At 41.5% G+C, this 23,927-nt stretch carries 17 protein-coding genes; 2 read left to right on the forward strand and 15 right to left on the reverse strand.

Annotated features, from left to right (window positions below):
* Positions 1 to 147 precede the first annotated feature (147 nt).
* The gene (locus LIQ05_RS11570; RefSeq protein WP_226820762.1) at positions 148 to 2,259 is read right to left on the reverse strand and encodes an EAL domain-containing protein; all 2,112 of its coding nucleotides are present in this window, start codon (positions 2,257 to 2,259) and stop codon (positions 148 to 150) included.
* A gap of 368 nt (positions 2,260 to 2,627) precedes the next feature.
* Here LIQ05_RS11570 and LIQ05_RS11575 point away from each other — a divergent pair, with 368 nt between their 5' ends.
* Together LIQ05_RS11575 and LIQ05_RS11580 are read left to right on the forward strand one after the other, a co-directional pair.
* Positions 2,628 to 3,323, forward strand: coding sequence for a response regulator transcription factor (locus LIQ05_RS11575; protein ID WP_226820764.1), 696 nt, complete (start codon positions 2,628 to 2,630; stop codon positions 3,321 to 3,323).
* Positions 3,324 to 3,596: 273 nt separating this feature from the next.
* A complete protein-coding gene (locus tag LIQ05_RS11580; protein WP_226820766.1) occupies positions 3,597 to 6,590 on the forward strand; it encodes a sensor histidine kinase in 2,994 nt (997 codons plus the stop codon).
* Positions 6,591 to 6,676: 86 nt separating this feature from the next.
* Here LIQ05_RS11580 and LIQ05_RS20665 read toward each other — a convergent pair whose 3' ends face one another.
* The 14 genes from LIQ05_RS20665 to cas6 form a co-directional block, all read right to left on the reverse strand.
* Entirely contained in the window at positions 6,677 to 6,805 is a 129-nt protein-coding gene (locus tag LIQ05_RS20665; protein WP_416385996.1) for a hypothetical protein, read from the reverse strand.
* Positions 6,783 to 7,262 carry a helix-turn-helix domain-containing protein gene (locus LIQ05_RS11590; RefSeq protein ID WP_226820770.1) on the reverse strand — a complete coding sequence of 160 codons (480 nt, stop codon included), beginning with the start codon at positions 7,260 to 7,262 and terminating at the stop codon, positions 6,783 to 6,785. Before LIQ05_RS11590 ends, LIQ05_RS20665 begins: the two co-directional genes overlap by 23 nt.
* 48 nt (positions 7,263 to 7,310) lie before the next feature.
* Entirely contained in the window at positions 7,311 to 8,342 is a 1,032-nt protein-coding gene (locus LIQ05_RS11595) for a hypothetical protein (RefSeq protein WP_226820772.1), read from the reverse strand.
* A 63-nt stretch (positions 8,343 to 8,405) separates the two neighbouring features.
* Positions 8,406 to 9,704 carry a reverse transcriptase/maturase family protein gene (locus tag LIQ05_RS11600; RefSeq protein ID WP_226820774.1) on the reverse strand — a complete coding sequence of 433 codons (1,299 nt, stop codon included), beginning with the start codon at positions 9,702 to 9,704 and terminating at the stop codon, positions 8,406 to 8,408.
* A 321-nt stretch (positions 9,705 to 10,025) separates the two neighbouring features.
* Positions 10,026 to 11,513, reverse strand: coding sequence for an HsdM family class I SAM-dependent methyltransferase (locus LIQ05_RS11605; RefSeq protein WP_226820776.1), 1,488 nt, complete (start codon positions 11,511 to 11,513; stop codon positions 10,026 to 10,028).
* Positions 11,510 to 12,619, reverse strand: coding sequence for a restriction endonuclease subunit S (locus tag LIQ05_RS11610; RefSeq protein WP_226820778.1), 1,110 nt, complete (start codon positions 12,617 to 12,619; stop codon positions 11,510 to 11,512). The genes LIQ05_RS11605 and LIQ05_RS11610 overlap by 4 nt, the downstream gene beginning before the upstream one ends.
* A 17-nt stretch (positions 12,620 to 12,636) precedes the next feature.
* A complete protein-coding gene (locus LIQ05_RS11615) occupies positions 12,637 to 15,387 on the reverse strand; it encodes a DEAD/DEAH box helicase family protein (RefSeq protein WP_226820780.1) in 2,751 nt (916 codons plus the stop codon).
* A 476-nt stretch (positions 15,388 to 15,863) separates the two neighbouring features.
* Entirely contained in the window at positions 15,864 to 16,817 is a 954-nt protein-coding gene (locus LIQ05_RS11620; protein ID WP_226820782.1) for an ABC transporter ATP-binding protein, read from the reverse strand.
* On the reverse strand, positions 16,801 to 17,889 hold the full coding sequence (locus LIQ05_RS11625) for an ABC transporter ATP-binding protein (RefSeq protein WP_226820784.1): 1,089 nt from the start codon (positions 17,887 to 17,889) through the stop codon (positions 16,801 to 16,803). Before LIQ05_RS11625 ends, LIQ05_RS11620 begins: the two co-directional genes overlap by 17 nt.
* Before the next feature lie 11 nt (positions 17,890 to 17,900).
* Positions 17,901 to 18,962 carry an ABC transporter permease gene (locus tag LIQ05_RS11630; protein ID WP_226820786.1) on the reverse strand — a complete coding sequence of 354 codons (1,062 nt, stop codon included), beginning with the start codon at positions 18,960 to 18,962 and terminating at the stop codon, positions 17,901 to 17,903.
* A 4-nt stretch (positions 18,963 to 18,966) separates the two neighbouring features.
* On the reverse strand, positions 18,967 to 19,902 hold the full coding sequence (locus LIQ05_RS11635) for an ABC transporter permease (protein ID WP_226820788.1): 936 nt from the start codon (positions 19,900 to 19,902) through the stop codon (positions 18,967 to 18,969).
* Between the two features lie 294 nt (positions 19,903 to 20,196).
* Complete coding sequence (locus tag LIQ05_RS11640; RefSeq protein ID WP_226820790.1) at positions 20,197 to 21,846, reverse strand: peptide ABC transporter substrate-binding protein; 1,650 nt, start codon at positions 21,844 to 21,846, stop codon at positions 20,197 to 20,199.
* Between the two features lie 310 nt (positions 21,847 to 22,156).
* Positions 22,157 to 22,591 (reverse strand): RrF2 family transcriptional regulator, encoded by a 435-nt coding sequence (locus LIQ05_RS11645; protein ID WP_148460989.1) that lies wholly within the window; start codon positions 22,589 to 22,591, stop codon positions 22,157 to 22,159.
* A 612-nt stretch (positions 22,592 to 23,203) separates the two neighbouring features.
* On the reverse strand, positions 23,204 to 23,926 hold the full coding sequence (gene cas6, locus LIQ05_RS11650) for a CRISPR-associated endoribonuclease Cas6 (RefSeq protein ID WP_226820792.1): 723 nt from the start codon (positions 23,924 to 23,926) through the stop codon (positions 23,204 to 23,206).
* Between the last annotated feature and the right edge of the window lies 1 nt (position 23,927).

A 23,927-nucleotide genomic window follows, 5' to 3' on the forward strand; every position in this document is an offset into this window, starting at 1 on the left:
AATAAAGTCGGAAAAAAGCCCGATGGCTGCTGTTTCCGATTGTTAAGTTATTATCACAGATTATGCCACAAACTTTCTGAAATTGCAAGCGCCCGTTATTTTGCCAGACCTTACCAGGTCAGGCGCTGTTATAAATCACATGGAAGCTTATTTTCCCTGATAAGCCATCAGCTTACGGAACTGGTTCATCTCCTCGGTCACATCCCTGACAGCGCCGTAGAACATCTGGTGTCCATCCTGCTCTCTCAGGAAAAAGGCCTTGATATTGATCCACATATACTGATCGTTCTTCCGCCTGCGGCGCACAGTGCCCTCTGCACCTTCCGCCAGCCGCTGGAAAGCTCTCTGGAAAATATTCTGCATCTTGTGCCGGTCATCGGGATAAATATCTTGAAGCACCTGTACATTCTCAGCCAGGTCTACCGGATCCTGTCCGATCAGAAGACAATATTTGTCATTTACCTGCAGCAGTTCTACATTGTCTTGGTACACGTCATAGATAGCGATCGGTCCCAGAATATTGTTCAGAATGCTGTCACTTGCCAGCTCCGACTGGAAAAGATCCTTGAAGCGCACATGCTCAATCTTCCGCGCCTGAATGCCGCGGTAGTCTACATTGTTCTCATCCAGAAGGATCCTCTTGATTTCTTCCACAGGTAAAGGCTTGTAGAAGAAATAGCCCTGTCCATAAATACAGCCCATATTCAGCAGATAATTGATCTGATCCTCCGTCTCCACACCCTCTGCGATCATGCGGAGTCCCATGATATTGGCCATTCTGGTAACAGCCTCCAGGATACCCATTCCTTTTCCCATGGTGTTCTCGTCCATTTTCAGGAACTTCATATCGATCTTCAGAACGTCTACATTAACATCCTTCAGCATATTTAAAGAAGAATAACCGCTTCCAAAGTCATCCATCAGAACGGTAAAGCCAGCATTCCGCAGTTCCTCTGCCACTCCGGTGATCACCTTATATTCCTCCACATAAGCACTCTCTGTGATCTCCAGCTCTACATATTCCGGCGGAAGCCCATATTTCTTCACCAGATGTTTGAAGTGCTCCACCACGTCGATTGCATAAATATCCACACTTGATACATTGACCGAAATGGGGATCACCCGGTGTCCGGCTTTGATCCAGCCCTGCAGGGTCTGGCATACCTGCTCCCATACCTTTTTGTCCAGTTCCGTGACCAGACCATTGCTTTCCATAACCGGAATGAAATATCCAGGTGCCACGATTCCCTTGTCTGGGTGATTCCAGCGCACCAGTGATTCCAGTCCCACAATCTTGCCAGTGTTCAGATTTACCTTTGGCTGAAGATAATAGATAAACTCATTCCTCTCCAGACCTTCCTGAACCTGGGTAAGGAGTACATGATTGTTCTCCAGCCTGGTCTTCATATCTGCACTGTAATAGACTGAACGTATTGCATAATTTCCCTTCACAGTCTCCTGGGCAAGGATCGCACGGTCGTACATCAGGGAAATGCTCACATCCAGATCATCGATCACATAAAATCCAAAAGCGGGAAGAAATCCGGTATGTCCGCCATATGCACGTACAAAGCCTGTGATCCTGCGCTTCAGACTCTCCAGGATTTCTTCGGAATTTGGAAGTACAATGGTGAAATCATCACCTCCCATATATCCTGCAATCCCCCCAACTTCCTGGCGCATTTTCTGAAGGTGGGCACCGATTTCTCCAAGAAGCCTGTCTCCTGCTTCCTGTCCGTACCACTCATTGAAAAGCTTAAAATGCTCAATATCAATGGCAGCCACACAATATTCTCCTGGCTGTATATCATTTACACTGAGAAAAGCTTCGGTCTGCCGGAAAAACGGCTCTCTGGAAAATAGTCCTGTAAGCTTATTTCGCTCGCCTTTACAGGAGTTCTTTCGCTCCACTACTTCCTTCTTCATATTTACAAAACGACAAAGCTCATCCAGATTCTTCTCTGTCACCTCTCTGGTAAGAATAACGTGGCAGCCTGTGGCTCCTGGCCACTCAATCTCGCCTGCGTTGATCTTCATCCACTTCTGTTCGTCTTCATTATAGAACATGTCCATCTTGCGGTTCTTATGTGCCAGCGGACAATTACGGCATGGATTCTCTTTTCTCCGGAATTTCTCATAACAGACATCCCCGATCTTCAGATCAGGAAATCTCTTCTTAAGATTCTTACCGATATACTGAAGCCTGTATTCTCTGTCTACTACGTATGTATTTGTCTCAGTATTCTTTTCCTTTTTCATACACAACTCGCTTCCGTTTTTATATACATAAATTCCCATTTTTTCTATATTATAAGGCATTCTTTTCCATTACGCAACAAAACTGGCTCCGAAAGTTTTTCTGATTTCCTGCTATTTTTTTGACAATATTGTTGCATTTGGAAAAGCTTTCTTTTACACTCATATTTATCGTGTAACGGTTCCTTACATTCGCAGTTACACGCTTCACAATACATCAAAAGACAAGCGTTCTTGCGGCAAACCCAGAAAGCAGCGTTTGCTGCGCAAACTTAATTCTCGGTTTTTCCTAAGAATATCTTAAGATTTTACCCCTTTCATCTTAAATTTTGTCTGATACTTTATATATCATAGGGGAGGTGAAAAAGAAAGTGGCAGTTATTCTTGTTTGTGATGATGACAGAGACATCGTGGAGGCTATCAGCATTTATCTGGAGCAGGAGGGACACCAGATCCGGAAGGCTTATGATGGCCAGCAGGCTCTTTCTATTTTGGAAAAGGAGCGGGTGGATCTGCTGATCATTGATGTGATGATGCCCAAACTGGATGGCATCAGGGCAACTTTGAAGATCCGGGAGGAGCATTCTCTTCCTATTATTATTCTTTCTGCCAAGTCTGAGGACGCGGATAAAATCCTGGGGCTGAATGTGGGGGCAGACGATTATGTGACAAAGCCGTTTAGTCCATTGGAGCTGATTGCAAGGGTGCGTTCCCAGCTTCGCAGGTATACGCAGCTGGGTGCGGCGGTTTCCTGCGAGAGCCAGCATGTTTATACCACGGGCGGACTGGTTGTGGATGATGACCGGAAGGAGGTCCAGGTGGATGGCGAGGTTGTGAAGCTTACGCCGATTGAGTATAATATTCTGCTTCTTCTTATTAAGAATCAGGGACGGGTGTTTTCTATTAATCAGATTTATGAAAATATCTGGAATGAGGAGGCGATTGCGGCGGATAATACGATTGCAGTGCATATACGGCATATCCGGGAGAAGATCGAGATTAATCCGAAGGATCCCAGGTACCTGAAAGTGGTTTGGGGGCTGGGGTACAAAGTGGAGAAGATTTAATTGCTATTTTGTGGGTTGAAAATTCGTCAAGGCGGACGCATTCGGACAATGGGTATTACTCACTCACCGGCGCAACGCTCCGATGAACTAATCGCTAACTACGACTAATGCGTTCGGGAGAGCCCTCACGCATAAGTCTTCGTAAGCGCTGGATTTCATCTGCGCTAAGACCGCGCCTGAAATGGTTCGCTGGAGTAATACCCATTGCCCAAATGCTGTGTACTGACTGGGACTTTAGCATACAAATAGTGACATAAATAAGAAAGGGGATAAATGATGAATAAGAAAAAATGGCAGCGCAGTCCAGGCATAAAGGGACTGTTGCTGGTTTTGCAATATATTTTGCTGGGAGGAGCTATTTTTGCGGGGCTTTTCTTCCTTACGTTAGAATTTCACGGGGTACGGCTGGGGGATTCGGGAGGGGATTATCTGGATTCCAGCATGTTTGCTTCGAATTTTTATAATGCGACTTGGAATGTGGCACATGCGATTTCGTCGGTTGCTTCTTATGCGGACGCTGACTTGACAGCAGCTGGGGATGACATAGACCGCACTGCAGGCAGTTCAGACAGTTCCACTTCCAACACTAGCAAGGTTTCTTCCGGGGATATTCGTGTGGTGGATCTGGATGAGGTAGTAAATGACCAGGAGATTTCTTTTACAAATACATCTGGGCTTGCTTATTCTTTGGAGGATCTGAAAAACTGGACGAAAAAACAGGATTATGATTATAATTCGGAAAATGGAGATCCGATCGTAATCTGCCATTATGCAAAGGACGCTTCTGATAATGCGCTGGGGCTTACCTATCATTATTACTATGTGAATGATTTTCTAAAGCTGATAGATTCTGGGGAGCTGGCTTTCGCGGTGAATATGGAGTCTTATATGCCTCAATCAGATGACTGGGATACCTATCAGGAATCTTCCTACGAGGAATCTTCCAATGAAATAGCACAAGCTATTATTGATGAAGTGAAAGACGATCTACAGTATGGAAGTCTGACAGAGCCTTTTTCTGAGATCCGGGTCAATTCTAAGGATGGAAGTACTCTTTATGATTATTTTTATTCCTATGAAGGTTATGAACCTAAGGAACACTTTACACCAGTTGGTGCGGACAGTATTCTGGATGTGGTAAATGAAAATGAACGGTGGAATGGACACCTTCAGGATGCTTTTAATGGACTTTATGACATTCTTTCCAGCATTGATAATTATAATGAACAGATGGATGTGCTGAATGGCTATGCACAGGGACAGTCCAATATGAGTTATCTTTATGTCAATGAAGATAATGGACAGGTACTTACCAATGACAGTAATCTAGAGAAGGAACTGAATTATGAGAAGGATAAAAATGTAACTTTCTCAGATAGTGCTGACGCTTCTGTCAATACAGCCACGGATTTCTCCATGGTTGGTTCCAGAAATTCAAATACTGGATCCGCAAGTGGCGCGGGCACCAATTATTATCAGAAGCTCTGTGACATCCTGGATGGCATGGACGGATTTTCCTATGTGCTGCTTCAGGCTGCGCCGGATAGTTTTTCTACCAACCTGTCTGGACTTGACAGGCATTATGCGCTTCCGGGGAATCATATTACTTCCACACACTGGAAGGAGATAATGCGGCAGGTACTTCCGGAGGTCAGTGACAACTTTATTTTTGTCACTTATGTAAACCAGGAATTACCGGTTTCAGATAGCTTTACTGATGGAAAAACATTTTTTGACGCTTACTCCAGATATCAGAAACCTGTATTCCTTGCCTTCCTGCTCTGCTTCCTGCTGCTCATCGTCTCCCTTGTATGGCTCACTGCAGTTTCTGGAAGAAAATCCACAGATGAGGAAATCCACCTCTGCTTCTTTGACCGCTGGCCAACAGAGCTTTCTGCTGGACTGGTAGTGTTTGCATGGCTCCTGGTTGTTGCCTTGTTTTTGCAGGGATCAACCATTTTAAACCTTGCAGACTATCAGATTGCCAGGTTACAGGCCGCAGATGCACAGGGATCTCTGCTTAACGCATACCAGTTGCTTGTCCTCATTATCATTGGTTTTTACACCTTATTCTGGTTCCAGATCGGCTACCTGAGCCTGGTTCGAAGGATCAAAGCAAAACAGCTTTGGAAAAACAGTCTCCTTCGCAGACTGCTCCTCCTGATCGTAAAGGTTATCCGCTATATTAAAAGAAAATTTCACGCACTGGCCGATTTTTATTCCATAAATACCGTCAGCAGATTAAAAGTAACCTTTGCTTTCTTTGGCTATATGCTTATCAAATATTTCATCTTTGGCAATACGAAGTTCTTCTTTTTCCTCAGCTGCCTGGCGGACCTGCTGCTTCTGATTTACGGCATTACTAAGGCATATCACAGGGAACAGATTAGAAAAGGCCTGAAGGAGATCTCCGGCGGAAATCTCCAGTATAAGATTCCTCTGGACCGTCTCTCTGGCGACGATAAACGTATTGCCGAATATATCAACAATATTGGAAGCGGCCTTGACGCAGCCGTGGAAAACAGTGTGAAAAACGAGCGTATGAAAACCGAGCTGATCACCAACGTCTCCCACGACCTAAAAACTCCGCTGACCTCCATCATCAGCTACATTGATCTTCTGAAACGGGAGAATTTCACAGATCCCAAGGTTTTGGAATATCTGGACATTCTGGAAACCAAAGCGGCACGTCTGAAGGTGCTCACAGAAGATGTGGTAGAGGCTTCCAAGGCAAGTACCGGTAATCTTACACTGAATATGACGAACCTTGATTTCGTGGAAATGCTCCACCAGGTAATTGGGGAATTTGAAGAGCGGTTCGAAGAGCGCCAGCTCACTATGATGGTCCATTTCCCAGATGAGCCTTCTATGATCCGCGCCGACGGCCAGCGCCTGTGGCGTGTGCTGGAAAATGTTTTCGGTAATGTGACCAAATACGCAATGGAAAGCACAAGAGTTTACGCCGAAGTCAAGAATGCCCGCGGTCAGGTAATCTTCACTCTGAAAAATATCTCCGCCCAGCCTCTTAACTTCGCAGCCGAAGAGCTGACCGAGCGTTTTGTCCGCGGCGACGTCTCCCGCAACACCGAAGGCAGCGGCCTTGGCCTTAGCATCGCCAAAAGCCTCACCGAACTCCAAGGCGGCAAATTCCAGCTCTACCTGGACGGCGATTTATTCAAAGTAACCATTACTTTCCAGGCGCAGGCTGAAATAGCCGAGCAACCAGAACCTGCTTTACCAGAACAGCCTAAACCGGAAGAACGATAATATTATAAAACCCAAAACAGTAGTAGAAGTATAGATTCTCTCGTTTTCCACTTCTACTACTGTTCTTTTTTCAAGAGTGTTACCTGTTATTTCTTTACAATCCACTTTCCATTTCTATTGAATCCTTGTCTTTCAACCAGTCCATCTTCACGCAAATCCTTTATAATCTTCTGGATCTGCTTTCTCGATAGATTAAATTCCTCCATAAGTTTCATCTGCGTTATTGAAGGATTTTCTTCCAAGCGCTGCAATATATCCTGCTTTTTTTCGGCTTCTTTTTTTGGCTCCTTTTTGGCTCCTTTTCGGCTCCTTTTCGGCTCCCTTTTGGCTCCCTGATATCATATCCTCGATGGTAAACTGTTTGTTCTGGTATGTCTCAACACCAATGATTGGGGTATAAGCCGGTCTAAGAAGTTTGCATTTTGCAAATATGTTTTTCTGATAAGAATCCAACTTATCCATCGGAACTCCCTTTAGCGGATAAACAGGCCTTCCATTATTTTCCTGTACGCCAATAACAATACACCCTCCGCCCCAGTTATCCAGATCATTTGCAAATGCACATATAGATTTCAAGGAGGCAGCTGCATCCCAAGTTTCCTTAAATTCAATTCTTGCCCATTCAACTACATCTCCAGACAAAAAAGTTTTAATGTTGGTTGGTATTGCCATGCGGTCACTTCCTTTCCTACATATTTTTCAAACGCTGTCCTACGATACTCACATATTGTCAAAATCGATTTCTTTAACTTGCACATTTCTAAGTTTAGCCAACTTATACACTTCGTTCTTTTCATTTACAGTCGCATTTTTATGTAATAAAATGTAATCAACGATTTCACTAATTTCAAGTTCAATTAAATCCAACTCGAAACTTTGCTTACCACCAATTTCCTTTATTCTATCTGATACCTCTTCAAAACCTTTGTCTAAATTTTTTTTGCATTCTTGAATATATATCATACTATCATTTACAATTTTTTCTTCATCATTCATGAAAAAGTGTTTACGATAAAACTCATTCGCCAGGCATAAAAAATTATAATCTTTTTCAATATACATATGTAATTTTATTCTTGTTTCATGTTCATATCCATAGTTTTTATCTTTTAAAAAAGCGCCATAGTCAAATGTATTTTTTGCAATATCTTCTGGTCTTTGACTTTTACATATATATTCTTTAATAAATTCGTCTAAATTCTCAACATAAACCATTGGCATAACATCAGCATATAGATATGTTCCAATAGGCACATATTTCCCATCTGATAATATTGACATTTTCTTACAAAATTCTTTTTTAAATTTTATTATAATATTTCTCTTATACTTTGTGTGATATTCATCAATCATCTTACTTTCATTATATACATTAGCGACACAATAGCAAAAGCTCATCTGTTGCAGTAAAGCTGCTCCACCTATAAAATTACTATATACTGTCATGATATATTGTGGTGTGCAATACTGTTTTTGCACTTTCATACAATGCTGTTTTATAAATCGATACGCCTTTAATATATTATTCCTATCGGTATACCAGTCTTCCAAATAATTTTCGTTTTTATCCCCTGTAGACGACTTTTTCCATTCTACCGGATTGGTAAAATAAATCTTTTTTTCTTGAAATAATGTTTCAAATTCTATTTTACTCATAAATCGATAATAAGAAAAATTTTTTCCTTCATCATAATGTTTGTAATATATAGCCAAAATATTTCTTTTTAAATATTCCTCACCTTTCAGCTGCACTTCTCTCCCCCTTATAAGCTACATTATTAAATTTGGCTGCTATAGCTCAGTTCGTCATTATATTTATTCCTTTAACCTTTTGTTGATTTTATACCAGTGTCTTTTTACTTGATTTCTAATATCGCTTTCAAGGACTTTACTTTGACTAAATATTTCATCTGCCTTGTATGCATATGTAAGAAAATTTCCATGTTCTCTAGAATATTTACTTGCTCCCAAATGTGTATACGATTGATAAATTGCTTTCTTTCCTGCATTAAAAGCTTTTTCTTCCGTATTTTCTTTTACTCTTTTTATCTTCTTATATGCTCTACAATAAAACTTAAATAAGCTTTTATCCCTTATTCGAACGGTTTTACCATCAAATGTAAAGCCAAGATAATTAATAAGATTACTTTCCCCCATTATCTTTTCTATAATTCCATTATCATAAAAAAATTGTTCTGTTTTATCCTCGTTTAATTCTAAATTAGGAATACTGTCTCTGACTTTATAAACAAATTTCGTAATCTGTTCATTTTCTCCATTTTTTATTTTTTCATATGTCATAGGAATTACAATTATTATATCGTCACAATATCTTCTATATATTCCACTATGTGTAGTCACATAATCGTTAATCTTCTTATCAAAATCAATCATATACACATTTGCATATACAGCACTAATCGAAGATCCTTGTGGAATCTGATAATCTTTATTATTTTTTTGAAGATATTTCTTCTTAAATTCACGAAATTCTTCTGTTTCAAAATACTTATCCAATTTTCTCATATCTCTTCTTAAAAGACCTTTTTCTAACTCGATATCATCTGCCTCAATATATGCAAATTTCGTAATATTTTTATAAATAGCATAATCGGCTTCATCCAACGTGTTTTCACCAATTACATTTTTTATTTTATTCTTTAAATATTTATGATCAAGATTATCAAAAAATTTACTAAAATCACCTACGAAGACATATGCCGACTTACTTTTAGCAATAAATTCAAATACTTCCTTTGCAAAATCAATATTACATTTTCCAGGCGTACAATTTCTATATGCAGTTGAAGCTCGACTTATACCATTCAATTTCATATACTCATTGTATCTGTTGTTAAGTCGATTTCCATAATACTCATAAATAAATCTGTCAATATGTGCAGCATAATATATATCTCTATTTTTTTCTTTAATATATTTATGTCCATTTGAATCGTTTGTATACTTATTGCAATTCATTTGAAAATGAATAAATGGATAAAAGCCATGTTTAGCAACCCAATGAATATTTTGAACCCTTTGTTGATAATCTGTATGATATTTCTTTACATCAAAATGCGTATAAAACTTGTCTTTATATATTCGCTGACTCATTTTTCTCCTAAAAGCTCACTGAATAACGACCGGTAGATATCTATTTTCAGTAAGCATTAAAACCAATTGGACTTCGCTTATGCAAAGAACTCTACCATCCTCCAAATACGATGTATTGTATAATATTGTTAACAACTACTATAATTCACTGATAACAGGAGGTCATACAATGGACAATATAATTTATAATATTATCTACTGTACAATATTAATTCTGCTCAAGATTGCTCTTGACAGAGAATACATAAATCCCTTATAGCCATTTCCATAAGGCAAATTGTAAAAATAGTGTCAAAGTCATATACCTTTTAAAGTATCTTGTTATCTCTTCAACTGTGCCTGCAACTCTTGAAAGCATTCCAGTGCGCTCTGTAAGTTTTCAATAATATCAACTGCTAGTTCATCTGGAACTGGTAAATTGTCCAAATCAGCAAGTGATTTATCTTTAATCCAAAACAAATCAAGGCTGGTTTTATCACGTTCTAATATATCTTTTACATCAAACCTTCGCCAACGTCCATCTGGATTGTCTTCTGACCATGTTTCGATACGTTCATAGCGATTCTCTGGATTATAGCATTTTACAAATTCCGCCAAATCTGCATCTGTCATTGGATGTTGCTTCAATGTAAAATGGATATTTGTACGGAAATCATATACCCACACTTCCCTGGTTTGCATATTGGCACTTGCAGGTCTCTTATCAAAGAATATGACATTTGCTTTTACTCCCGGCTTATAAAAAATTCCTGTTGGTAAACGGAGAATAGTATGCAAGTCTGTGGTTTCAAGCAATTTCTTACGTATAATTTCACCTGCACCACCCTCAAACAGCACATTATCCGGAACAACAACAGCTGCTTTGCCTGTTACTTTCAAAATGGTATTAATATGCTGTACAAAATTTAACTGTTTGTTGGAACTGGTTGTCCAGAAATCTTGCCGATTATAAACAAGCTCTTCTTCCTCCTGTTTGCCTTCTTCATTTGTAAAAGTGAGCGAGGACTTTTTTCCAAAAGGGGGATTAGTCAGTACATAATCCACGCGATATCCCGGATCGGTAAGAAGAGCATCGCCCAGTGTAATTGGCACATTACCATAAATATCTCCAATATTGTGCAAATACAGATTCATTAAAGCAGTTTTATAGGTGGTGGGAACAATTTCATTTCCATAAAATGTTTCATTTTTCAAAAATTCCTTCTGTTCCCGATCAAGAGTATAATTTCTACTATCAGCAATGAAAGATTGCGAAGCAAGAAAAAATCCTCCAGAACCACAACAGGGATCTGCAATGGTTTTCATCGGCTCTGGACGCAGACACTCTACCATAGCGCGAATCAGCGGACGAGGAGTAAAATACTGTCCAGCACCACTTTTAATATCTTCGGCATTTTTCTGAAGCAGCCCTTCATAGATTTCTCCCTTAACATCAGATGACATTGCCACCCACGTCTCGCTGTCAATCATCTTTACAACCCGATATAAAATAGCAGCACTACTGATTTTATTAGTTGCACCCTTAAAAATTTTCCCAAGGATACCGTCTTGCTCACCAAGTTTTTCTAATGTTGCTTTATATTGGTCTTCAAGTTCTGCTCCCTTAAGCGTATGCATATCTGACCATGTAAATCCAACTGGAATACCAGTTTTTCTTTTATAAGGAGGTCTGGAATACTCATCAGACATTTTCAAGAAAATCAGATATGTTAACTGTTCCAGATAATCTCCATAGGAAACGCCATTGTCGCGAAGGGGATTACACATTCCCCATACTTTTGAAACGATAGCAGAAGTTTGTTCACTCATTCGCTGAGTCCTCCTTCAAATGCTTTTTTTAAGATGCTCTGCCTCATGGCTTCTGCCTGTGAAAGAGCTGTGTCTACTGTCTGCTCGATGCTATCACAGACTGAGAGACGTGCTTCTATCATTCTAACAATCTGATCCTGCTGCTTACGCTCAATGGTTGGAACAAAAATTTTCACTAAAGATTGACCTGTCAAATGTTTAATACCCGTTCCAGTGTAATATTCTTTTAGTTTTCCAGTCTGTGCAGCAAACCATAAGTAATACATATAAAAATATGGATTTGAACCATCTCTAAATCGTACACGGTGTAATGCTTTTTGATAGCAAATAATTTCGTCCTTTGTCCAAACAGCACAACGCCCAGGTTCGCCACCTTCGCATATAACTAAATCACCTTTAGAAATTGTATATTTGTCCATTTCTGAATCTTCGATTTTCATTTCAAACAAATCTGAAAGGTCAAATAAAAACCATCGAACATTTATATTTCGTAAGTATTTATGCAACGAACCTGTATTTTTTTCTTTATCAAGCATTTTTCCCAAACGGGAATCTGTAAAACTGCCAAAATGTACATAATGTGTTATCTCTTCAAATGCTTCTTTCAGCACCGTCTGCCGATACACTGCCAACTGATTTTTAATGGTTTGAAGAGTCTCCACACCTTTGTCCAGTTCAGAAAATAGTTCCTCAATACGAGTGACTATGTGAAGTTGTTCTTCAAAATCAGGAAGTCGAAGATCCATTTTTTCAATATGTTGATAGTGTCTGGCATATCCTTTATCTGGAAAGCGCAAAGTCAAATATTGTGTACCGTAAAATAAATATTTAGGAAATACATTATCTCTTGGAGAAAGAACTTTTATTCCATCAGCACCAGCTCCAAAAGGGAAATCAACATATTTAACAGTACAGGTATGATCCCCAAAAACAATTACTGGAAGAGTACAATTTAGCTGCATATCCAAATTGTTTGTGTAACCACCTATCAACTTTTTCCCCTGATCGACAATCGCAAGTTCTCCAACCTCTTCATACTCCTTTTGCTTTGTTTTTTGTTCTGCCGGAATTGGTACTTTCTTAACCAACGATTTATATAATGCCATTTATATTTTCCTCACAATTATGCCACCAATGCAACATTCATTTCCTGTAATATTTGTTCATAGCCATCGCCAAAAGCATCATAAAAACCAAGCAATCCACCCTTACGATCAAATGGTGTCAAATCCAAATCTTCCGGCAAAATACTAAGTGAAGCTGCGATATGATCTTTAATCAGACGCAACCATTCCATCTGTTCTTCTGTAAATTGAATATGTCCTGCATTCTTCTTAAACGTCCACTGCATGAAATTATAATTCACTTTATCTGCAAATGGCGCAAGAGTATCTGTGTACCCCATCTCAAAACGTATCATTGAAATCAGGTCTGTAATCTGCGCCATTGTACACCTTTTTACCCTATCTGGTTTCTTAATGGCGTAACAATCCCACAGGCGTTCAACAGTAATTCCATTTGATTTCATTTTTTCATATAATTCCTTCAGTTTATCAATAACCATAGGACGGTCCTTATATGCTGCATCATAAATAATTCTCAAGGCAACAATTTCATCTTTGTTTTCCTCGATAAATTTGCGAAAGTTGGAAATCACTTTATTTGCCTTTTCTTTCTGTTGTGCATCAAAACCAGAAAAAGTAATCTCATCCAGATTAACACTATCAATAATCTGATCATGATTACGTCGTATCTTTTCAAACAAATCACGTATATCAGGATCGTAGAATGGCGCTACAGCTGCCCTTACCAATTCTCTTTGTGCATTTTTTATCTGTTCTTCTGTTGGATTAGATACGCCTGTATTTTTTTGAGCCTGTTTCAAGATAACATCTTCATCAAATGCATTCAGCAAGTTTTCCGCGATTGCTCCCGCAGATGTACCAACCTTCGTTTCCAACAGTTTACGCTCTGCAGAAGACATTCGACTGTTCAGACGAATAACACGATTGGCAAGAGAAGTCAGTGTGTTTTCGTCCTTTGCCCCCAACGCTACATTCATCATCAATTCTCTCATACTAACAGTTGGCTTCCGCTCCAATGCTCTGGTATCAGACTTTTTGGATTTTGTAACGCCCACTGCATCCACAATTACAAAATGGTCTTTATTTTCTGTAGCAGATGGGGTAACTTTCTGCAAATCTTCTTTACCAAGTACACGGGTGCCCCTGCCTTTCATCTGCTCAAAGTAATTCTTGCTACGTACATCACGCATAAAAATCAAACACTCAATAGCCTTTACATCAGTCCCCGTTGCAATCATATCCACAGTAACAGCAATACGGGGATTATAATCATTTCGAAAAGAACTTAGCACAGACTCCGGATTATCAGCAGAATATGTAATTTTGCGGCAGAAATCATTGCCTTCGCCAAATTCCTCTCGAACAATCTGTACAATATCATCTGCATGACTGTCTGTCTTTGCAAAAATCAAAGTTTTTGGAACTTCTTTTCTACGCGGAAACAAGGTGGTAAACAAGTTTTCCTTAAAAGCACGGATAATGGTACGTATCTGACTTGTATTCACAATATCGCGATCAAGCTGCGACGGTACATAATTCACATCTTCATCCATCTGTCTCCAACGCTTTGCTCTAGACAAGCGGTCACGATACTCAATCAACTGTTTCATCAAATATGCGCCACTTTTACTGACCTTGGTTTCAATAAGGAAAATATCTTCACCTACATTAACTCCATCCACAATTGCTTCTTCACGCGGATATTCACTAACAATATTTTCGTTAAAAAAAGCAAAAGTACGATTGTCCGGTGTTGCCGTCAACCCAATTATAAACGCATCAAAATAAGACAGCACCTGGCTCCACACATTATAAATAGACCGATGGCATTCATCGACAATAATGCAGTCAAAAAACTCCGGTGGATATTTTTCATTATAGACCACTTCTTTTGGTGCCTTACTTTCAGCTGTTACATATTCAGCAAATGAAGTTTCTTCTGCTGATTCATCTAATTCTTCACCTTTAAGAATAGAGTACATTCTCTGTATGGTAGAAATACAAATCTGAACATCATTTGGTATATAAGAGGATTTTAATCTACGCACTCCGTATATCTGTGAAAATGAGCGTGGATCATCATTCGGTGTATAAGCAAGAAACTCTCGTTCTGCCTGCTCCCCCAAACCTTTCGTATCCACCAAAAACAAGATACGTTTCATATTTCCATATTTAAGCAAACGATATGCTGCCGTGATTGCTGTAAATGTCTTTCCCGCTCCTGTTGCCATCTGTATCAATGCCTTTGGACGATTATCCACGAATGACTGTTCCAGATTATTGATTGCGTTAATCTGACATTTCCGAAATCCCTTTACATCTAAAGCCGGAAAATGTTTCATATTGTTCCTAATCGTATCGGGCTGTTGCATCCACTCAAATAATGTTTCAGGACGATGAAAAGAAAACACTGTCCTAGAACGATATTTAATATCCTTATAGTCAGTAAAACGGATTAATTTATCTGTAGCTTCATATACAAAACGAATCGCATAATCAATCTTAATCCATTTGAACGAACTCTTTGCATAGCGCCCTGACTGCACTTCAACATCAGTAATTGATTGTCCTGCTTCCGAGCGCTTCGCCTCAATAACTCCTATCGGTCTCCCATCCACAAATAAAGCATAGTCAACCTCGCCTGTGCTAGTGGGAAATTCACGAACTGCAACTCCAAGAGAAATCGACAGATTCAATCGATTTAGATCTTGTATAACCCATCCTGACTGACAGAGATTATCATCAATTACGCAACGCGCTTTTTCTTCAGGTGCCATATCATTCTTCATCTCCCCTCTCCATATCTTCTATAATATTGTCAAAATTTTCTCCTGACCTCTCTATAATGCTTTTCATACTGTTGTTAACAAGTATATCATCGCTCCATATATTTCGCAAGAATTGCTATTTAGTGTGTTCATTTATCGTTGTAAAAAAGTATCGGGCAACCAACACACGTAACCACCCCACGCCGTAAAAGTTCTTATGTATCAGCCAGTACACAGCATTCGGGCAATGGGTATTACTCCAGCGAACCATTTTAGGCGCGTTCTTAGCGTAGGCGAAATCCAGCGCTTACGAAGACTTATGCGTGAGGGCTCTCCCGAACGCATTAGTCGCAGTTAGCGATTAGTTTGTCGTAGCGTTGCGCCGGTGAGTGAGTAATACCCATTGTCCGAATGCGTCCGCCTTGAAATACTTTTAACCCACAAAATACGCCCACGCAGCGGCTTACTCATTCGCTACGCAGGCGTAATCTTAACTATTAGTATTCCAGCTTCGGCATACTCTTAAATTTCTCAAACTCTGCATCGGTACATTTCACATAATGCGTACCGCTAATATGGTGATAAGTACCATCCCCATAATTCATTCCAGAGGTCTTATAATCATAGGTCTCAGCCACACGGTTCTTCTCCACTGCCGGGTTCGGTGACGGGATGGCGGAAAGAAGGCTTCGTGTATATGGATGCATTGGATTCTCGAAAATCTCCTCTGTGGTACCAGTCTCCAGAAGGTGTCCCAAATGCAGAACTCCAATACGGTCTGAAATATACTTAACCATAGAAAGGTCATGAGCAATAAACAGATAAGCAGTACCTGTCTCCTGCTGGATATCCTTCATCAGGTTGACAACCTGCGCCTGAATAGACACATCCAGCGCAGAAATACACTCATCTGCAATGATCAGCTTCGGATTCATGATCAGCGCACGGGCAATACCAACACGCTGTCTCTGTCCACCGGAAAACTGGTGGGGATATCTGGCTGCATGCTCCGGAGCCAGACCAACCTTCGCCAGAATCGCTTTGATCTTCTCCTCACGCTCTTCCTTAGACTTATACATATGATGGATATCAAGACCCTCGCCAAGAATATCCCTAACCTTTTTACGCGGATTCAAAGATGCCATAGGATCCTGGAAAATCATCTGCATCTGTGTTCTCAGCGCCTTATTGGTCTCCTTATTCATCTTTCCGCTGATATCCATACCGTTGAACTTGATGGTTCCAGCAGTTGGATCATAAAGACGGATCACGCTTCGTCCGATAGTAGATTTTCCGGAACCGGACTCTCCAACCAGTCCATAGGTTTCCCCAGGGTAAATTTTGAAGGAAACATCTTCTACTGCATGTACGGTAAAGCTGCTGCTTACCTTAAAATACTGCTTTAATCCATCCACAGTAAGGATCGGCTCAGCATCATAATTTACTGCCATGTTCCTCGGCCTCCTTCTTCATTCTTTCGATTCGGTTCTTTAACTCCACAGGCATCTCCACCTTAGGAGCTCTTGGATCAAGAAGCCAGGTAGCTGCGAAATGATCCTTTGTAATCTGGAACATCGGCGGCTCCAGCTTGTCATCAATCTCCAGCGCATAACGGTTACGCGGTGCAAAAGCATCGCCAGGCTTCTCATGAAGCAGGTTTGGCGGAGATCCCGGGATGGTATACAGTCTCTCGTCCTCTGTATTTAAATCAGGCATGGAGGAAAGAAGTCCCCAGGTATATGGATGGCGTGGATCGTAGAAGATTTCATCCGTTGTTCCTCTTTCCACAATTTTTCCAGCATACATAACATTTACGAAATCTGCCACCTTTGCAACAACACCAAGGTCATGGGTAATATAAATAACAGAAATTCCACGCTCCTTCTGAACCTTCTTGATCAGCTCAATGATCTTCGCCTGGATTGTAACGTCAAGAGCGGTTGTGGGCTCATCACAGATCAGAAGATCCGGGTTGCAGGCCAGGGCAATGGCGATAACCACACGCTGACGCATGCCACCGGAAAGCTGGTGTGGATAGTTTTTCATACGCTTCTCAGCATCCTCGATACCAACCTCTTTCAGAAGCTCAACAGCGCGGTTCCATGCCTCCTGCTTGGGAGTCTTGAAATGCCAGCGCATCCCCTCCATGATCTGCTTTCCAATGGTCATGGTCGGGTCAAGGCTTGTCATAGGATCCTGGAAAACCATGGCAATTCTTTTTCCATTAATATGTCTGCGGATCCATTTTTTATCTTTTGTCAGGATATCAACTGTCTCAGGAGTTCCGTCTGCATGATGATAACTGAACTCGATGGTTCCTTTTTCCACCTTTGCGTTGGAAGCCAGAATACCCATTGCAGCTTTCATGGTAACAGATTTTCCGGAACCGGACTCACCTACGATTGCAACTGTCTCACCCTTGTAAAGGTCAATATTGATGCCCCGGATAGCGTGTACCGTTCCGGCTGTTGTGGAAAAGGTGATATCCAGGTCTTTGATATTAAGAATTCTTTCATCTGACATTGAAAATCACCTCACATTTCTTTTAATTTCGGATCAAGTGCCTCACGAAGGCCGTCAGCAACCAGGTTGAAGCTGAGCATCAGAAGTGCCATCACAATGATCGGAGGGATGATCTGATACGGATGGGTTGTAAAGAAGTTAAATCCGTCGGAGATCAAAGATCCCAGGGAACACTGCGGTACCGGAATTCCAAGTCCTACGAAGCTTAAGAATGCCTCTGTGAAAATCGCAGTAGGAATGGAGAACATAACCTGTGTGATGATCGGTCCGATAATGTTCGGAAGTACTTCTTTAAAGATAATGAAAAAGCTGCCTGCTCCAAGTGTTCTGGATGCAAGGACGAACTCCTGCTCTTTTAATTTCAGCATCTCTGCACGGGCGATACGGCTCATACCGATCCACTCCGTCAGCATCAGGGCGATAACGATAGTCAGGATACCAGGTTTGAAAACCAGAAGCATCAGGGTTACGATAACAAGTCTGGGGATACCATTGGCAACCTCCAGGATACGCTGCATAACCATATCCACTCTGCCGCCGAAATAACCGGAGATCAGGCCATAGCTCATACCGATCAGCATATCGATGATGGCTGCTGCAATGGCAATGATCAGGGAAACACGGGCTCCGGACCAGGTTCTTGTCCAGATATCACGGCCAAGGTTATCACTTCCAAACCAATAGTAAACATCTGTGAGGCCTTTTTCCTCGTAGTTATTGATGGTCTTGGTACCTTTGGAGGTGTTAAAGTTCTCATCACCATTAAAAATACCAAATTTCTCAAGAGCTTTTACACGAGGTGCACAGTTCTTTTCATTTAAGTTCTGACCGGAATATGTATAGTCATTCATGCCGGGGCCGATTGCTGCCATGATGGTGATCAGGATGATCAGAACCATACCAACAATGGCACTTGTTTTTTTCACGAAGCGGAACAGGACATCTTTCCAGAAGCTCTGTGCCGCAAAGTTGGAATCAATGCCGATCTCTTCAGCATTGTTTTTCAGGCGGAAATCAGATTCCACTGGAACGTATGCTGCCTGAACGGTTTCTGCTGCAGTGCTTTTTTCCATGATGTCAGTCTCCTTTCTTTGCAAGTCGGATTCTCGGGTCGATCACACCATAGAGAATATCTACAACCAGCATGATTACAATATACATTGCGGAATAAATAAAGCTTAAGGCAATAACCACGTTGTAGTCGTTTGACTGGATGGCATTTACCAGAAGGCTTCCTACGCCAGGAATTGCGAAGATTTTTTCTACTACCAGGGAACCAGTCATCAGGTCTACGATCAGCGGAGCCAGAACGGTGATGATGGGGATCAGGGCATTTCGAAGTGCATGACGGAAAATCAGTGCAGATCCGGAAATACCTTTGCTCTCTGCCAGCAGCATGTAGTCACTTCCCAGAACCTCCAGCATCTCGCTTCGGGTAAAACGTGCGATAGATGCCATGGTGAACATGGAAAGAGCTATACTTGGGAGCACACTGGACATGCCCGCGTTGTTTGCTTTATACAGCATTGGGAACCACTGGAGACGGAAACCAAGGCTATAGCTAAGACCGAGGGCAAATACGTAGGATGGCACCGACACACCGATTACCGATATGATGGTGGCCAGGGAATCCCATATGGTGTTATGCTTCAAGGCCGCCAATAGTCCCAATAGCAGCCCGACTATGGCTCCAATGGTAACGGCAAGTCCTCCGATTCCGATAGAGATTGGAAGTCTTGTCTGGATCATCTGGGAAATAGGAGTATTCTTGGAAATGTTGTAGCTGACACCAAGATCACCTTTTAACATGTTCTTGGCATAGTTGACGAACTGGACAACTACTGGTTGGTCCAGACCGTATTTTACGTACAGTGCTGCACGCTGGTCATCATTTAACTTCTCATCATTGAACGGGGAACCTGGCATGAGCTGCATAAGGACAAACAGCACCAGCAGGATTACCAGCAGGGTGAAGAAGGAAGTTAAAACTCGTTTGAGCGTATATTTTTTCACGACAATTCCTCCTTGGGTTCTTGTTCGTTGCAATCCACAGAATAAACAACAATTCTTTCGTCATGGTTCACTCCCGAACCAGTAACATTTATTTTCTCTGCTGCAAAGTAATTATCAGCCTGATCATTGTTTGTTCTGCGGATGGCAACGGTAATCTATAACAATTCAACGAAATGCATTTACTGAATTGTTACTCATTAGTTACTGTCCACTCCGTGACCAGTAACCGGCAATATTACTTCAAAAGCCGCACCGGGTAACCCCCTGGTGCGGCTGAAGTTATTCAATTACAACTTATTCAGATTTTACTGCATTTTTGTATACACGGTTCAGTGCGCATGGATGGAAGTCTACGCCTGTTACTGCGCTGGACAGCATCTCTGCATTTGCCTGTGTGTAAAGTGGGAAGATTACAGCGTCATCCATAACAAGTTTCTCTGCGTCATACATTCTAGCCCAACGTCCTTCAGCGTCTGTGCAAAGGTCACCAGTTGTACACTCTGCGATGATGGAGTCATACTCTTCGCTGCTCCACAAACCGTAGTTGTTAGAGTTGTCTGTAATCCACATTCCAAGATATGTCATCGGATCTGCATAGTCTGGTCCCCAACGGGTAAGAGCTACCTCATAGTTTCCGTTCTGCAAATCCTCAACACGCTGTTTCTTAGGCTCTACTGTAAGGTTTACAGTTAATCCTGGAAGAGCTGTCTCCCACTGCTCTTTCAGAACCTGTGCAACCTTCTGAGGTGCATCATCAGCGTCAACGATCATATCAAGCTCGATCTCTGTCTCGCCAAGCTCCTCAAGACCTTTTGCCCAGTAATCAGCAGCTTTCTCTGTGTCATATGCGCAAACATCGGAGAATTTGCTCTGGTCTTCAGAGAAGTCAGATCCGTCAGGACCTGCAGCAAACTGCATCGGAACTGCGGTATAGGTCGGAAGGGAACCGTCTTTCAGAACGTCTGTTGTGATGGATTCACGATCGATTGCCATTGTCATTGCCATACGGATATTTAAGTTTGCAAGCTCTGGAACAGCTGCGATGTTAGGGCTTACATACCAAAGATATCCAGCACCGATTGTCATGAACTCAGGATCGTCTTCAACCTGGTCAACCTGCTCACCATTTACAAGTGTAAGGTCAAGGTCGCCTGTCTGATAGCTCATAAGAGCCTGCTGGGAATCCTGGATTACCTGATAGTTAAGTCCCGGAAGGGAAATATTGTCTGCGTCGTAGTAGTCAGCATTCTTTGTAAGGTGGATCTCTGTTGCAGCTGGCTCATAGGTATCAAGTACAAATGCACCGTTGGAAAGTGTGGTGTCTGGGCTTGTACCATATGTGTCTGCGCATGTCTCAAAGAATGCTTCGTTTACAGGATAGAAGGTTGGGAAATACATCAGTGACAGGAAGTAGGATACTGGAACATTCAGCTTAACTTCCAGTGTCTTGTCGTCAACTGCTGTAACACCAAGCTCGGATTTGTCTTTCTCACCAGCGATGATCTCTGCAGCGTTCTCAACCTGGCCAATGTCGCTTAACATGTAAGCATACTCGGAAGCTACATCCGGGTCAACTGCTCTCTGCCATCCGAATACGAAATCGGAAGCGGTTACAGGATCACCGTTGCTCCACTGTGCGTCACGAAGATGGAACGTATAGGTAAGTCCATCATCTGATAAATCATAGCTCTCTGCAATGGCCGGAACTGCCTGTCCGTCTGAGTCCATCTGCATAAGACCGTCGGTATAGTCTGCGATTACCTCAAAGGATGTTCCATCAGTAGCCTGCTGTGGGTCAAGGGACTGTACCGGAGTTTCCAGCATAACATTCAGGTCAGATGTGCTCTCTTCTACTGCTGCAAAAGCAACTGTGCCAGTGCTCATGAGACCAACTGTCATTGCGGAAGCTGTCAAAAGGGAAATTACTGCTTTTGACTTTTTCATAATCATTTCCTCCTCTTCTCGAATATAGATTTGGGACGTTTTTAACTGTACGTCTTGCATCTGTTTTCCGTATAATAGCACATCAACGTTGTAAAGTAAAGAACTTTTTGTCTGAATTGTGGACTTTTTTCTGTACAATAAGGGCAGGTGTGTTTATACGGCGGACATTTCATAAAAATTGGGAATAGAAAACCCCAGTGCGGCAACACTGGGGTTTTCGTTTGTAGCTGAATTACATAGAGATTTCACATCTCTTTGCCTATTGGCATTATATCATATGTTTTTTCTTTTCAATATACATTTTATAATTTCAAATTACATAGTCGTCTGCACTTGCAGCCTGCCAGTCAAGGAGGTCTCCTAATGTAATGTTATCTACCACTTCGTTGATGGCATCGTCAATCTTCTTCCACAGAATACGTGTGACACAGGCGTCGCCCTTCTCGCAGCCGCCTCCGTCTGGAGCTACGCAGTCTACAGGGGAGAGGCAGCCTTCTGTCAGTCTGAGGATCATGCCTACTGTATACTCCTCCGGTCTGCGCTGCAGGGAATAACCGCCCTGAGGTCCGCGGACGCTCTTCACATATCCTGCCTTATTTAATACGGAAATGATCTGCTCCAGATATTTCTCGGAAATCTCCTGTCTGCGCGCTACATCCTTTAATCTGATCGGCTCTCCATTATCGTTGGTAGCCAGGTCAAGCATTAACTTTATTGCATATCTACCCTTAGTGGATATTCTCATTTCAATTCCTCCTGCTCTGGGATCCTGCCCACTCTCGAACATAGCAAAATCCCTATACAAGAGATTATAACGTTTAATTCCTATTATTTCAATAGGGAATTACCTTTTTATGAAAGATGGGGGGACAATGAATGATAGAAATACCGTAAAGTCAAAGAAATGGATGACTTTGCGGTAGGAATATAACGTGGTTAAACTTCCTTATAGGTAAGGTACAACGGTTAATATGTTTACTAACGTTATTCGTATGGATGTTTTGTTTCAATTTCTCATAGGTAAGGTACAACGATCAAAGACGACGGCAAAGTAGGCTATGGTGCGTTTCAATTCCTCTCAGGTAAGGTACAACTCATGGAATTCAGGATGGAGAACGTCTTATCTTGTAGAGTTTCAATTCCTCTTAGGTAAGGTACAACAATAATTATGTAGGAGGTAAGAAAAATGGCTAACAAATCGTTTCAATTCCTCATAGGTAAGGTACAACCCCAGTATTTCCGCAGTTCTTATATTCTATTATCACAAATCCCCCACGTTTTTTCAACCATTTTCTAAAAAAAGTCGGTCGATTGACAGTTTTCACTTGTAGATCGACCGACTTTTCCTCTTCATTTTTCAAAGAATCTCAAACATCCCAAACCCCTGCGCATTTTTTGCACCGAGACCGGTCTGGTAGAGGAAATCCAGGTATTTGCGTTCGCCGGTTAATTGGTAGGTTCCGTACCAGGCGGTAATGAGGATTCCTTTATAGCGGGTTACCAGTTTCTTGGGAAACTTGTTTCCATGCGCCTCCAGACGAATCCCAGACACAGGTGTAATCCCATAATACGCCTGGTATTTCCGGAAAAAGTTATCATTCACCATGTCATAGAAGACAGGATCATCAGGACTGAAATAAAATGTCTTTTCGGATTCCTCATCTGTAGCATACACAGTCAGCGGAGATTTCATCCTGATAAGAAGCTCTTTCTCTTCAACTGTATAATCATAAAGCTCCAGCTGCACCTCTGTATACACATGGTCTCCGAATGTAACCCCATTCTCCCATATACAATCCCTCAGAAGCCGGATCAGAAGAGGTTCCGGGCTTCTCACCTCAAAGGAAATCTCTGAAAAGAAAGTGATCCTTTTATTTTCAATCCGGTATTCCCCCTTCAGCTGACTGAATTGGAACATCTTGTACTGCCTCTGTCCCCTTGCGAAACCGCCATCATGAAGGAAGGTTGCGTACTCTGGCATATTTCCTAAAGAACGATAAATAACCGCCTGCAAAATATGATTATAATTTATGGGCAATGAAAGAGGTTCATCCAATCCTATATGTACAACCAGCTGCATA

The sequence above is a fragment of the Blautia glucerasea genome (assembly GCF_020537505.1).
GTDB lineage: Bacteria > Bacillota > Clostridia > Lachnospirales > Lachnospiraceae > Blautia_A.